9 protein-coding genes are annotated in these 14,093 nt (G+C 38.6%); all 9 read left to right on the forward strand.

What is annotated here, in order from left to right; all coding sequences use genetic code 11:
• Positions 1–68 precede the first annotated feature (68 nt).
• Entirely contained in the window at positions 69–3,080 is a 3,012-nt protein-coding gene (gene fdrA / locus IGL42_RS01425; RefSeq protein ID WP_010710830.1) for a DUF1116 domain-containing protein, read from the forward strand.
• Positions 3,073–3,906, forward strand: coding sequence for a DUF2877 domain-containing protein (locus IGL42_RS01430; protein WP_002355250.1), 834 nt, complete (start codon positions 3,073–3,075; stop codon positions 3,904–3,906). Before fdrA ends, IGL42_RS01430 begins: the two co-directional genes overlap by 8 nt.
• Positions 3,907–3,915: 9 nt before the next feature.
• Entirely contained in the window at positions 3,916–5,169 is a 1,254-nt protein-coding gene (locus IGL42_RS01435) for an MFS transporter (RefSeq protein ID WP_002355251.1), read from the forward strand.
• A gap of 134 nt (positions 5,170–5,303) precedes the next feature.
• Entirely contained in the window at positions 5,304–6,242 is a 939-nt protein-coding gene (gene arcC, locus IGL42_RS01440) for a carbamate kinase (protein ID WP_002355252.1), read from the forward strand.
• A gap of 6 nt (positions 6,243–6,248) precedes the next feature.
• Positions 6,249–7,469 carry a dicarboxylate/amino acid:cation symporter gene (locus IGL42_RS01445; RefSeq protein ID WP_002355253.1) on the forward strand — a complete coding sequence of 407 codons (1,221 nt, stop codon included), beginning with the start codon at positions 6,249–6,251 and terminating at the stop codon, positions 7,467–7,469.
• 88 nt (positions 7,470–7,557) lie between these two features.
• Positions 7,558–8,619: an ureidoglycolate dehydrogenase gene (gene allD / locus IGL42_RS01450; protein ID WP_002413499.1), complete on the forward strand. Its 1,062-nt coding sequence runs from the start codon at positions 7,558–7,560 to the stop codon at positions 8,617–8,619.
• On the forward strand, positions 8,619–10,040 hold the full coding sequence (locus IGL42_RS01455; protein WP_002385370.1) for a hypothetical protein: 1,422 nt from the start codon (positions 8,619–8,621) through the stop codon (positions 10,038–10,040). Before allD ends, IGL42_RS01455 begins: the two co-directional genes overlap by 1 nt.
• A 24-nt stretch (positions 10,041–10,064) precedes the next feature.
• The gene (locus IGL42_RS01460) at positions 10,065–11,288 is read left to right on the forward strand and encodes an amidohydrolase family protein (protein ID WP_010710829.1); all 1,224 of its coding nucleotides are present in this window, start codon (positions 10,065–10,067) and stop codon (positions 11,286–11,288) included.
• Positions 11,289–11,735: 447 nt separating this feature from the next.
• Positions 11,736–14,030, forward strand: a complete 2,295-nt coding sequence (locus tag IGL42_RS01465; protein WP_010710828.1) for a WxL domain-containing protein — start codon at positions 11,736–11,738, stop codon at positions 14,028–14,030.
• Positions 14,031–14,093: the final 63 nt, after the last annotated feature.

A 14,093-nucleotide genomic window follows, 5' to 3' on the forward strand; every position in this document is an offset into this window, starting at 1 on the left:
ATGTCCGATGAAAACACTTTCTCGTTTCGATACAATAGCATTGTAAGGAATAGATAGGAGGATGAACAATGTTACACACAGTAATTTTGAAAAACAATTACCAAGACTCCATCAATTTAATGTTATTGACCAATAAAATCAATGCATTAGATGGTGTAACCATGAGTCAAATCATGATGGGAACAGATGCCAACAAAGACATCCTTAACAACACAAACTTGTTAACGGATGAGGCCAATAGTGCATCTGCAAACGACATGATGATTGTGGTTGACAGTGAAAAAGAAAACATCATGGAAGAAGTTATGCCAGCGATTGATGAATTCTTAGATGATTTATCAGCAAAGGGAACTAGTGAAGAAGCACAAGCAGCAACTTCTTGGTCAGAAGCGTTTGATCTTTTACCAGAGGCGAATGTAGCGCTATTCAGTATTCCTGGTGAATATGGTGCGCCAGAAATGGAACGTGCCTTAAAAAATGATTTACACGTGTTCTCTTTCACGGATAATGTGTCAATTGAAGATGAAGTACGTTTGAAAAAATTAGCGCATGAAAAAGGCTTACTAATGATGGGCCCTGACTGTGGAACTGGTATTATCTCAAGTATTCCAATCGCCTTTACAAATGTTGTTTCTCCAGGAAACATTGGCGTTGTTGGTGCTTCAGGAACAGGGATTCAAGAAGTTACAACGATTATTGACCGCTTAGGTGGCGGAGTTGTTCACGCCATTGGTACTGGTGGTCGTGACCTAAGCGACAAAGTAGGCGCTATCACAGTGAAAGATGCTATTGTGGCCTTAGAAAATCACGAACCAACCGATGTGATTACAGTTATTTCTAAACCACCTGCAAAAGAAGTTCGTGATGAAGTGGTTGAATTATTACAAAGCATTTCAAAACCAGTCGTTGCGATTTTCTTAGGAGAAAAACCAACAAGTCACGAAGGCAAAGTTTATCTAGCTCATACATTAGAAGAAACAGCTAAAATTGCTGTTGATTTAGCAAATGATGTGGCCGTGAAGAAAAATTACTTTGAAGCATTAGCAAAACCAGCTGTACCAACATTACCAGAAGATAAAGTTGTAAAAGGCTTATATTCAGGTGGTACATTAGCTTCTGAAGCAGGTATGTTAATTTCTGAAGCTTTAGACCTTGGCGGTTTAGTGAAAGCAGAAGGTTATGTCTTGAAATCTCACGGTTATGAAGTCATTGACTTAGGCGATGATATGTATACACAAGGTCGTCCGCACCCAATGATTGACCCAGATGTTCGTATCGAAAAAATTCGTGAATACGCACAAGATGAAAAAACTGGGATTATCTTATTCGATGTGGTGTTAGGCTACGGTGCTCATGAAGACATGGTTGGTGCATTGTTACCAGCAATTGAAGAAGCGCGTGCCACAGCCAAAGAAGCCGGACGTGATCTTTACTTTGTTGCAACTGTTTGTGGGACGACGAAAGATCCGCAAAATTACCAATCGTCGGTTGATCGTTTGAAAGAAGGCGGCGTTTTAGTTGCAGAAAGCAATGCTAAAGCTGTTCAATTAGCTCTATTGCTAAAAGGAATCGAAATTTCAGAAGACGATAAAGAAGTGGTTGCTTACAACGGACCAACTGTCGATGTACCAAAACCAGGCGAAAAAGTAATGGAACTATTAACAACCAAACCAAGAATTATTAACGTTGGGTTGCAAAGCTTTACAGAATCAATCGTTGATTACGGTGGCGAAACAGTTCAATTTAACTGGCGTCCACGTGCTAACGGCAATAAAAAAATGATTAAAATTTTGGATGCTTTGGAAGATTACAGTGAACAAATCGAAGCTGAAAATCACAAAGTAACAGACAAAATTAAAAATGCACAACCATTCTTAGTAGATGTGGTACCTGCGAAATCAGTGATTCCAGAATTAAATGATGACGCACAAAAAACATTACTTCATGCTGGACCACCAATCCAATGGTCTGAAATGACTGGACCAATGAAAGGTGCTTGTATCGGAGCTGCATTATTCGAACGTTGGGCAGACAACGAAGAAGATGCTTTGAAGATTTTTGAAGCTGGCGAAGTACGTTTCATTCCTTGTCACCATGTAAAAGCAGTTGGACCAATGGGCGGTATTACTTCTGGTAATATGCCAGTCTTTGTTGTAGAAAATCGCTTAGAAGGTAACGAAGCATACTGTATCTTGAATGAAGGTATCGGTAAAGTATTACGTTTTGGTGCTTATTCACAAGAAGTGGTTGATCGTTTAGATTGGATTAAAGATGTTTTAGGACCAACTATTGCGAAAGCTTTGAAACTTTCTGAAGAAGGCTTGAACTTAAACGTATTGATTGCGCGCTCTATTACAATGGGTGACGAGTTCCACCAAAGAAATATTGCCGCATCTTTGAACTTCTTAAAAGAATTGTCTCCATTAATTATCAAAACAGATATTCCAGAAGATCAAAAATACGAAGTAATCAAATTCTTAGCTGACACAGATCAATTCTTCTTAAATGTCATGATGGCAACTGGAAAAGCAATTGTTGATGGTGCCCGTAAAGATACCAACGGAACGATTGTCACAACGATGACTCGTAACGGCGTGAACTTTGGGGTCCGGATTGCAGAAACAGGCGATCAATGGCATACCGCACCAGTAAATACACCAAAAGGTCTTTACTTCACTGGTTTCACCGAAGAAGACGGAAATCCTGATGTCGGGGATAGTGCAATTACTGAAACAGTAGGTGTTGGAGCAATGGCTATGGTAGCTGCACCTGGCGTAACACGGTTTGTTGGTGCAGGTGGCTTTGAAGATGCGTTAGCAACCTCAAATGAAATGGCAAAAATCTGTGAAGGACACAACCCAACATTCTCAATTCCAACTTGGGATTTCCAAGGAACTTGTTTAGGAATTGATATCCGTAAAGTGGTGGAATTAGGAATTACACCAATCATCAATACAGGGATTGCACACAAAAATGCCGGTGTTGGTCAAATTGGTGCAGGGACAGTTAGAGCACCTCTAGGCTGTTTTGAAAAAGCCCTAGAAGCGTATGCTGAGAAACTAGGCATTACGGTTGAATAACCAACTAGTCATTAGTGACTACATTTTTCCTATCCACCAATATGGCAAGATGGGAACCATTCACAGTGTTTTTGAACGTTCATTTAATCTGAAAGTCCAGGATCAATTAATCAATGTTGCAAACTTCCATAATTATTTATCAAGCTTTGGTATGTTTTTGCCAGATCAATTGTTTCAAGAAATCTTTCCGTATGTACAACAAGGTAATAAAGTCAAAATCACAGAAAATCAGTTGACCTTTTACAGTACAGTCGGCGTGAAAACGATCCAACTCACACCTGCTGAGGTCGTTTCTTTAAACATTACTCATTTCAAGTTAGAAAAAGACCAATTACGCTTGTTGCGAGACCGCTTATTAGCGAGAAACTTAGAACGTAGAATTGGCCTGCCTTTAGACGAACGAGCGAAGCATATTTTCAAAAAAATGAGCCAAAAACAAAAAGTTTGGACACTATCGGAATGGCAAGAAGTAACGAATTATCTGATTGGTCGGGGCAAAGGGTTAACCCCGAGTGGTGATGACATTTTAGTAGCGTATCAAACAATTCTGTTCATACTTGCTGATGAAAGAGCTGCGGCGTTAGCCGCTACTCTTTCGGCAGCAAATTTATCCACAACAGATGTTAGTAAAGGCTATATTGCAAGCTCGGCTAAAGGATATGTAAATTCATTGTTGTATCAGTTACTCTTGGATTTGGAGAACCATCGGGATAATAGAGTTGACGAAAATATTGACAGAATTATACAAATCGGACATTCCTCTGGTAAAGATATGTCATTTGGAATGTTACTAGCTTTACAATCTGTAGAGTTAGATGAGAAGTGAGGAGAAGACATGGAGAATAGTAAAAAAAATCAAGCAGTGCAAGTGAGCAATAGTTACTGGATTAAAGTCGTAGCCATTTTCTTCGTAGGCTGGATTTTAATGTACGCAACACGAACTATTTTTAATCCAGTGATGGGGGTCATTGGAGAACAATTTGGTCTAAGTAACACACAACTTGGTTTAGCCAATAGTATCTTCTTTCTAACCTATGCTGTTGCACAGATTCCTTTTGGGATGATTGGCGATAAAATTGGGCGGAAATTAGTCATTGCTGTTGGGTTTATCGTTCTTGCTATTTCTACTTATTTTAGTGGATTAGCGACAACCTTTGTTATGTTTTTAGTCATTCGTGCAATTGCTGGTATTGGTCAAGGAGCTTACTATGGCCCGCAATATGCGCTATCGACAGAAGCGATTCCAGCAAGTAAACGGACCATCGGTAATGCCATCATCAATAGTGGGATGGCCTTCGGTACATCAGGTGGGTACCTACTTTCAAGTAAGTTGGTTTTAGAAAATGGTGAACATTGGAGCAAACCATTCTTTATCATGGCGATTCCAACGTTTATCGTAGGAATTCTTTTCTATACAATTTTGAAAGAAAAAGTGATTCGTCCCGGTGAAGAAGCTGCACGAGCAGCTGCTGAAGAAGGACCGCAAGAAAAGATCTCATTAAAAGAAATTTTCTCAAATCGTAATTTATTAGCCGCATTTATTTTATGTTTCACAAGTATTTATGCAAACTTTGTTATTATTACTTGGTTGCCACAATTTTTAATTGCTGAACGTGGCTTTACAGGAGCGAGCGTTGGTTTTATTTCATCACTTGTACCATGGGCCTCTATTCCAGGCGCCTTAATCTTCGCTCGTTTGAATGATAAAACAGGTGCGACGAAAAAATTAGTCTTTACATTAGTACCTTTAGCAATCCTATCTGTCTTTGCGATTGCTTTTGTAACAAATCGGACATTGTTAATTTCTGTTTTAATTCTTTATGGGTTAACAGGGAAATTAGCGTTAGATCCAATTATGGTGACTTTTGTTACCAAACATGCACCAAAAGCGGCCTTAGGAACAACGTTAAGTGCCTATAATTTTATCGGGATGTCAGGGTCAATCCTAGCACCGTATGTCACAGGATATTTAGCAGATACAGCAGGCTCAATGCAAGTTGGCTTCTATCTTTCTTGTGTACTATTAGTTATTGGTTTACTAGCTTTTGCTTTCTTAGCTAAAGATGAGAGTAAACCGAAATTAGGTTAATTATCCCTTCGATAATGACTGAAACAATCAAAATGAGCAAGACAAAATCTTTCATTTCGTAAACAAATTATTTCTTATCCGTCGATACTGAAAAGATTTTGTCTTTGCTTTACTAAAAAGGAGCGAATCAATCAATGAGTTTAAACGTAATTGCCCTAGGTGGGAATGCTATTTTAGATACGGATCCAACAGATGAAGGCCAAAAAGCCGTCGTTAATCACGCGGCCAAATATATTGCAGAATTTGTTGCTAAAGGGGAACAAGTCATTGTCTGTCACGGAAACGGACCACAAGTAGGGAATTTGCTTTTACAACAAAAAGCAGGCGAAAGTGAAAAAAATCCAGCGTTGAAATTGGATACTTGTGTTGCGATGACACAAGGAAGCATCGGTTACTGGTTACAAAATGCTTTAACTAATGAGTTTGAAAAACGTAACATTGCTAAACCAGTTATCTCTGTAGTTACGCAAGTGCGTGTGGACAAAGAAGATCCTTCGTTTAAAAAACCATCCAAACCAATTGGTCCATTCTATACAAAAGAAGAAGCTGACGCGGAAGCAGCCAAAGATGGCTCTACGTATGTGGAAGATGCTGGCCGTGGCTACCGAAAAGTTGTTCCATCACCAATGCCTAAAGAAATTGTTGAAAAAGAGGCGGTTCGTGCTTTAGTAGAGGCGGACGTTTTAACTATCTGTTCTGGTGGCGGGGGCATTCCGGTCGTAGCAGAAGACGGACAATACGTAGGTGTGGAAGCGGTTAACGACAAAGATTTCTCTGCACGTGTTTTAGCTGAAAACGTTGATGCAGACCGTTTGATTATTTTGACAGGCGTTGATAACATCTACATTAATTACAATCAACCAGATCAAAAAGCATTAGAACAAATCAGTGTAGCCGAAGCAGAAGAATACATTAAAGAAGGTCACTTTGCTGCTGGTAGTATGCTACCAAAAATCGAAGCTGCCTTAGACTTCGTAAAAGGTGATGACAAACGGAAAGCAATCATTACTTCTATCGAAAACTTAGAAAACATCGATAAAGAAGCAGGAACTGTGATCAGTCAAAAGGGGTAGTTTACCATGAAAAAACCGTCCATGATCACCCAAATTGCAATTGCTGTTGTCGTAGGAATCCTCGTAGGACTCTTGATTCCTGCTAGCGGCAATTACTTGAAAATAGTTGGAGATGTCTTTTTGCGACTGATGCAAATGGCTATTCCTATCTTGATCTTAGGGCAAATTGTCCAAGCAGTTGGCAGTATTAATCCAAAAGAATTAACGAGCCTTGGGGGTAGAACAATCGCTGTTTTCGGGATTTCCTCCTTAGCTGCCGCTTTATGGGGCGTCCTAATGGCAGTCATTTTTAATCCAGGATATGGTGTTAAAATGACTGGCTTCCAAGATGCTTCTATTAAAGCGCAAGAAATCTCAATCACTGATACGATTTTAAATTTCGTTCCGAAAAATATTTTTGATTCACTGACTCAAGGATCGATTATTCAAATTATTGTCTTTGCATTATTTTTTGGTTTAGCACTGAATAAATACTTACAAAGCCATCCAGAGACACAACTCTTCCAAATAATTGTGGACTTTAATGAAGTTATCATTACAGTCATTCGATATGTCATGTATCTAGCACCTCTGGGGATTTTTGCTTTAATTGCTTCAACAATTAGTCACTTAGGCCTTCAAATTATTTTACCGTTAGTGAAGTATCTATTGGTCTATGGATTAGGAACTATTTTATTTTTGGGCATCTGGATTTTGGTTATCACATTGTACTGTAAAGTAAGTCCACTACGTTTAATTACAAACATGAAAAATATGTCTGTGATGGCCTTGGCGACAACTTCTTCAGCAATTACTTTACCAGTAGCTTTGGAAGAAACAGAAACAAAATTAGGTTTAAGTAAGCGAATTACTAACTTAGTGTTGCCGTTAGGTATGTCATTAAACAGTAACGGTTCAGCGATGCATATGGCTTTTACTGTAATGACTATCGCTCAGATGTATCAGCTAGATTTTGATATTACGAAAATGATTTACTTAGCAATTACAGCAACGTTTGTCTCACTAGCAAACGCAGTTGTTCCCGGTGCGGGCTTAGTCTCACTGGCAGTGATTGTTCCGCAAATGGGTTTACCCATTGAGAGTATTGCAATTTTTGCAGGCGTCGAATGGTTTGTTGGCATGTTACGAACAATTTTAAATGTCAATTCAGATGTTTACTCTGCTATTCTAGTTGCAAAATCAGTGGATGAAATTGACTATACTGTCTTTAACAGTAGCAATAAGTAGTGAAAAAAGGGAGGAAATGCAAGGTCGAAGAAGAAAATCACTTGTTTTCTTTCCCTTTTTTAAGATTAATGATAAAGGAGCAAGCGCAATGGAAGAAATGGTTGTCGTTACACCGGAAAAATTAGAAAAGCTGATGAAACAAAAATTAGAAGCTGCTGGTTTACATTCTGAACATGCCGAAGAAGTTGCTCGACATTTAACTTTTGCAGATGCTAGCGGTATTCATTCACACGGGGCGGTTCGTATGGATTATTATGCGGAACGGATTGCAAAAGGCGGGATCACGATTGACCCCGAATTATCATTTGAAAAAACTGGACCGTCCACTGCCATTTTTCATGGCGATAATGGCGTGGGTCAATTTGTTTGTAACGAAGCATTAGCTGCTGCAGTTGACCTAGCCAAAGAATCAGGGTTAGCATATGTTGGCGTTTCTCAAACGAGTCATAGCGGGACGTTATCGTATTATGTTAAAAAAGCAGCGGAACAAGGCATGGTTGCTCTTTCGATGTGTCAATCTGATCCAATGGTGGTACCGTTTGGTGGTACAAGCAATTATTTTGGAACAAATCCAATCGCTTTTGCAGCACCTAGAGCAGGTCATGAACCAGTCGTGTTTGATATGGCTACGACAGTACAGGCGTGGGGGAAAATTTTAGATGCACGTTCAAGAGATGTTGAAATTCCCGACACATGGGCAGTAGACGAAAAAGGCCAGCCAACGACTGATCCTTATGAAGTACGAGGTTTATTGCCGATTTCAGGACCAAAAGGATATGGACTAATGATGATGGTCGATGTCTTAGCTGGTTCGTTGTTAGGCTTACCTTTTGGCAAACATGTCAGCTCCATGTATGCGGATTTAACGGAGAAACGGAATCTGGGTCAGATGTTTTTAGTCATTGATCCAAGCCGCTTTACAGATTCTGAACGATTTAAAGAAAATATTAATCAAATGGTGGAAGAACTTCATAGTGTGCCTACAGCAGAAGGGTTTCAACAAGTTTACTATCCAGGAGAAATTGGTCAGCTAAACTATCAAAAAGCCATGTCAGAAGGCATTGAAATTCCACAAAGTATTTATGATTATTTAGTTAGTGAGATTGTACATTACGATAAATATGGCGGGCAAGGTGCCTTTGCCAAATAATGAGGAGCGCAGAGAGTATTCGCTACTGCGTTGCTCTCGCCTTCTTTCTATTGGAGGAAAGTAAAATGAAAAAATCGTCAAAAGTAGCACTTATTTTTGCATTCTTAGTTAGTATTTTTGTGCCAGTTGCGGCCTTTGCTGATGAGATTGGGGATGTAGTTGCCCCGACAGGAATCATGGCATTAGTTGTGATTATTCCATTGATTGTTGTTTTGGTTCTATTGTTTATGAAAGTCGATATGATTATCGCTGGTTTAATTGGTGGCGTCTTAGCGATGCTGATTGGTGGCATTGGACTAGAAGAAGCGAATAAACAGATGTTGGAAGCTATCCCGATGATGTTAGGAATTACCGTTCCCATCATTAATTCAGCTGTTGCGATGGCAGTCTTTAAAGCAGGTAGTTATTCAGCTGCATTAACTTTAGCCAAACGAGGCACAAAAGGAAAAGTCGAGTATGTTTCAGCTTTTATTGTTATCTTATTAGCCGCAGCCACATATATGTCAGGAATTGGTGGCGGAAGTGCGATGGTTATTGCACCATTGGCCTTTGCTGCAGTTGGGGTTGTTCCTGAATTAATTGCAGCAATGTCTTTAGCTGCTGCGGTATCATTTACAACATCACCCGCTTCATTAGAATCAAGTATTGTTTCAAAATTAGGCGATATCAGTGTCGGTTCATATGTTTCAACCATGCGACCTTACTGGTTATTCTTCGTAGCATTAGCGATTGTTTTAGCCTTTTGGGGAACGAAACATAGAAATGTTGGCTTTAAAGAGTCGGCAGATGATGAATTTGATAAAAAGAGCAATGGTGAATTATTTAAAATTACCTTGCCAGCCATTTTCTTATTGTTTGCTGTAATTTTTGGACCAATTGTGAATGATTTAATTGGTTTTGCCTTCTTTACGCCACTTGTATACATGATTTTAACATTAGTTTTAATTTTCTTATGTACAGATTTCTCAATGAACAAATCTGTCGAAGCGATGGTAGATGGGTCTACATATATTTTGACTCGTTTATTCCAAGTAGGGATTTTCTTAGCCTTTATTAATGTTATTGCACAAACAGGAACGTTTGCTGTAATCGCAGGTGTTGCTGAAAATGCACCAGCCTTTATTGTCGTGCCAGTTGCCATTTTAACAGGGATTTTAATTGGGATTCCAGCTGGGGCCTACGTGGGTTCTGTTTTAACTTTAGTGCTACCAGTTGCTGTATCGTTGAACTTCCCGCCGTTAGCATTAGGTTTTGTAGCAATGGGTGTTGGTTTAGGTAGTCAAATGAGTTTCGTTAATATTACTATGCAAGCTTTATCTTCAGGCTTCCAAATTCCAATTTTGGATGTTGTTAAAGGAAACGTGAAATGGTTAAGTATTGCCTCTGTACTATTATTAGTTATCGGTTTAATCTTTGGATAAAAAACAATTTAGGGAGTGGAAAACATGGATTTATTAATTAAACAAGTTCGTCTTCAAGACGGTGAAGCATTACAAGATGTAGCTATTAAAGAAGGTAAAATCATTGAAATCGCCCCAGTTATTACTGGCGATGCCAAAGAAGTCATCGAAGCAGATGGTCGTGTTTTAATCCCAGGTTTTGTAGAAAGCCATTTACATTTGGACAAGGCATTAATCGCTGATCGTAAACCAAATAAATCAGGTACGTTGAAAGAAGCAATTGAAGTAACCGCAGAATTAAAACCAACATTTACCGAAGAAGACATTTACGACCGTGCCAAACGTGCTTTAGAAATGTTAATCGTTCATGGGACCACGGCGTTAAGAACGCATGCAGAATTTGACCCAGCGCAAGGTTTTACTGGCTTCAAAACAATTATGCGTTTGAAAGAAGAATACAAAGAGTTAATTGACATGCAAGTAGTTGCGTTTCCGCAAGAAGGAATTTTTAAAGCCCCTGGAACAGAACAAATGATGTATGAAGCAATGGATATGGGCGCAGACGTTGTCGGCGGTATTCCTTATAATGATGCACCAGCGAAAGAACATATTGATTTAGTGTTTGAAATTGCTAAAAAATATGATAAAGATGTAGATTTACACCAAGATTTTGCCGATGAAGCTGATGATATGAGTATTGAATATTTATGTGAAAAAACCATCGCTGAAGGCTACCAAGGCCGTGTTTCAGTGGGCCACTTAACGGCATTGCATGCCTTACCTGAAGCAGAATTGGCGCCTATTATTGCAAAAATGGCGAAAGCAAATATTAGCGTGATGGCTTTACCAGCAACGGATTTACATTTAGGGGCTCGTGGTGATCAGTACAATGTTCGACGTGCGGTTACGCCAATTCGTAAATTACGCGATGGTGGCGTGAATGTCTGTATTGCTACGAATAATATTCGCAATGCTTTTACACCATATGGCACAGGGGATATTGTTCAAACAGCGATGTTAGCCATTCCTGTTGGGCACCTAGGTGGAGCGGATGACTTAAAAACAGTGCTACCAATGGTAACAACAAGTCCTGCTCGTGCGATGGGACTAGAAGGATACGGTGTCGCAGTTGGGAATAAAGCAGATTTAGTCTTATTAGACACAAAAGTGGTTGCACATGCGATTATTGATATTCCAGAACGGTTATATGTTATTAAAAACGGCCGTGTTACAGTCAAGACAGACAAAAAAGTCGAAATCATTCGTTAAGAAAAAAAACAAAAAGCTCAAAATGTTAGTTGTCAAAACTAACATTTTGAGCTTTTTTTGATAAAGGTAAAGCTAGGAAGGTGAAAATATGATTAATTTATCCTGTTTTAGCTATGATTCTCTATTGAAAAGTTTATTTTCAGTTTATTTTTGGTCGATTTTCCTTGATATATATAGAATCTTCAGGAAATGCTCCTATCTGTTTAAAATTCGGAATTTCAGAAATTATTCTTTTTTGCTAAACTAGTTATAACTGGTTAGTAAAAAGAAGTATTGGACGAATAGCGCTGAAACAAGTGAATGATCCAAAGTATAAAGAAAAATGAAACCGATACCACAAGACAAGACTGTTGCTGAAAATGGTAAGTGATCATTCTGCTAAGTTTAGTGTCTTAATGTTTAGTTAACTAAGAATTGTTGGATTGTTCTTTAGAAAGAAGGGACAATATGAAGCGAAGTAAATGGAAAGAATTGATAGTAACGGGCATCTGCCATATATTAGTATTCCCCATACTAATACAGACAACTGTTTTTGCAGAAACATTACCAAGTACAAAACAAGTAAGAGAAGGAACCAATCATTCATTAACAGCAGAAAAAGCCGAAAGTGAACAACCACAGACAAAGGATAAACTACATGATGAAGAACCACTAGCATTGCCAAAAAGTGAGTTAATCGATAATGAGGCTAATGTTACAAGTCAAACGATTAGAGAAAGAATTGAGACGCCTAACCTAACTTATCGTTATGGATTTATTAATGAAGAGGGGCAGCCAGTAAACGCCAATGAGATCCTTCTACAGTATCATAGTTGGCAAGGCAATTCCCCAAATGGCATAAATGTGTGGGAAGGTGAAAGTCAACCAGTGACAGCATCTACAGTGGCTAATTTAAAAGAAGTGGTAATTCCAAGTGAGAAAGTAGCCGTCTATTCCGACATGTCAACAGTGCTTGCAGCGAGTAATCAAACATTTTTTTTACCAAGATATTATACTTCTTTAAGCTTATACAATAAGAAAGGGGAAATTGATCCCAATTTTCCGCTGCCAACTATTTCCGACGCATCAGGAAACCAATATCCAACAACAATTTCGCAATTTGAATTGGAAAAAATGTCTGCACAACAATATAGTCAGAAAACAGGAGTAACGTTTAACATTAGCGAGAGTCAAAAACTAATCGTTCCTTTGTACAACCAAGTGAAGGTTGATTCATCGAATCAATCTGGGCTATTGAATTACTTTAAATTTTCAGGGCCGGTTTATTATCATGTTACCAATCGCAAAGTGACAGAACATTTTGTGGATACTCAAGGGAAACCAATCCCTCCACCACCGGGGTTTAGACAAGGAAAGCAAACGCTTATTGAGCGTGACCCTTACGCCTTTAAACAGAAAGATCTTTTGCCAAGTAGCTATGAAATTGACTCAAAAACATATCAATTTCAAGGATGGTATAAAGGGAAAACGAAACCTGAAAATTTAGAAAAAAGCGTAACGCCCAGTTATGATATTACCTATGATGACAATGATGATTTAACTGTTGTCTATAAGGAGATACCTCAAAAAAATTATACATTTGAGGATGTAAACGGTGTTGAAATTGCACCACCATCTGATTTTATTCAGGATCACCAACAACCAATGACTACGGATGGCTTTCGCTATTTAGCTGAAAAAAAACTGCCACAACAATACAGCGTTAACGGTAAAACTTATTTATATCAAGGTTGGTATCAAGATAAAACAAAACAAGAGAGCTTAGAAAAAACGAAGCGCCCCATAAACTCCCCTGTTTTTAATGAAATGAACGCTATTACAGCAGTGTATAAGGAAATAACTGCAAAAGCTGAAATGCAAATAGAAGGACTAGTCAAAGTCATGCCAAGTGGTTATATACAAATTTGGCAGATTATGCTTACAAATGTGGGAGAAGTACCGTTAAAAAAAATAAACTTAAAGCCAGCAAGTGGTTGGTCACCAGGTCTAGCTCGGCCAATCCAAGTCACGATTCGTGTTGGATCTGAACTAAACAAAATTGTTCCTATTACTGATGAAAATTGGCGAGTTGGCATTGCTTTAAATACGGAAGTGCCTATTGGTCAGACAGCAACTATTATGATGACAACAATTGCTACAGGTGAACCAGATCAAGTGTTACAAGCGGCTGTTGAAATGAATGGAAATTTTTCTGCTGTTCACGCAGCTGATACTGTCAGAATCCAACCTAAAAATCAAGAAATTGTGGCACCAGATGAGGAAGGTTTTATCAGCACACCAACTTTTGATTTTGGTAAAGTCGCCATTTCTAGCAACACGCAGCAACATGGTTTAAAGCAGGCAGCAGATTATTATGAAAATGGTCAGGAAAATCCATATTTACGTTTGAAAAAATCACAACCCAATTGGGCACTAACTGCAGAACTATCCTCCTTTGAAGGAAGAGTGGATCAACTATCATCAATGACAAAGTTATTGTTAGGAACAACCAATGTTTCAGGTTTTATTCAGTACAATCAACCAACGGAAACTAAAGTTGCTCTTGGCAAAACAACCGCTATTCAATTAGTTGCCAACGGTGTAGCTAGCCATATTGTTGCCAATGGTCAGTTTGACGAAAGTGATGTTTATCAATTTGATTTTTCTTTTGATCAAATCAAATTAGAAATTCCAGCAAATCAAGGTAGAAAAGATCAAACTTATCAAGCAATGGTGACTTGGAATTTAGTGACAGGCCCATAAGTCCATAAAAAATAAGTTGAATAGTTTGATCAAAAACATTGCATAGAAATAATAAAAGGCGGC

Source organism: Enterococcus sp. DIV0712, from assembly GCF_050554855.1.
In the GTDB taxonomy this organism is placed as follows: Bacteria; Bacillota; Bacilli; order Lactobacillales; family Enterococcaceae; genus Enterococcus; species Enterococcus faecalis.

Excerpts from the sequence above, each read along its gene's own strand:
- fdrA (WP_010710830.1), top strand. The coding sequence starts at position 69 with ATGTTACACACAGTAATTTTGAAAAACAATTACCAAGACTCCATCAAT.
- IGL42_RS01435 (WP_002355251.1), top strand. The coding sequence starts at position 3,916 with ATGGAGAATAGTAAAAAAAATCAAGCAGTGCAAGTGAGCAATAGTTAC.
- arcC (WP_002355252.1), top strand. The coding sequence starts at position 5,304 with ATGAGTTTAAACGTAATTGCCCTAGGTGGGAATGCTATTTTAGATACG.
- IGL42_RS01445 (WP_002355253.1), top strand. The coding sequence starts at position 6,249 with ATGAAAAAACCGTCCATGATCACCCAAATTGCAATTGCTGTTGTCGTA.
- allD (WP_002413499.1), top strand. The coding sequence starts at position 7,558 with ATGGAAGAAATGGTTGTCGTTACACCGGAAAAATTAGAAAAGCTGATG.
- IGL42_RS01455 (WP_002385370.1), top strand. The coding sequence starts at position 8,619 with ATGAGGAGCGCAGAGAGTATTCGCTACTGCGTTGCTCTCGCCTTCTTT.
- IGL42_RS01460 (WP_010710829.1), top strand. The coding sequence starts at position 10,065 with ATGGATTTATTAATTAAACAAGTTCGTCTTCAAGACGGTGAAGCATTA.
- IGL42_RS01465 (WP_010710828.1), top strand. The coding sequence starts at position 11,736 with ATGAAGCGAAGTAAATGGAAAGAATTGATAGTAACGGGCATCTGCCAT.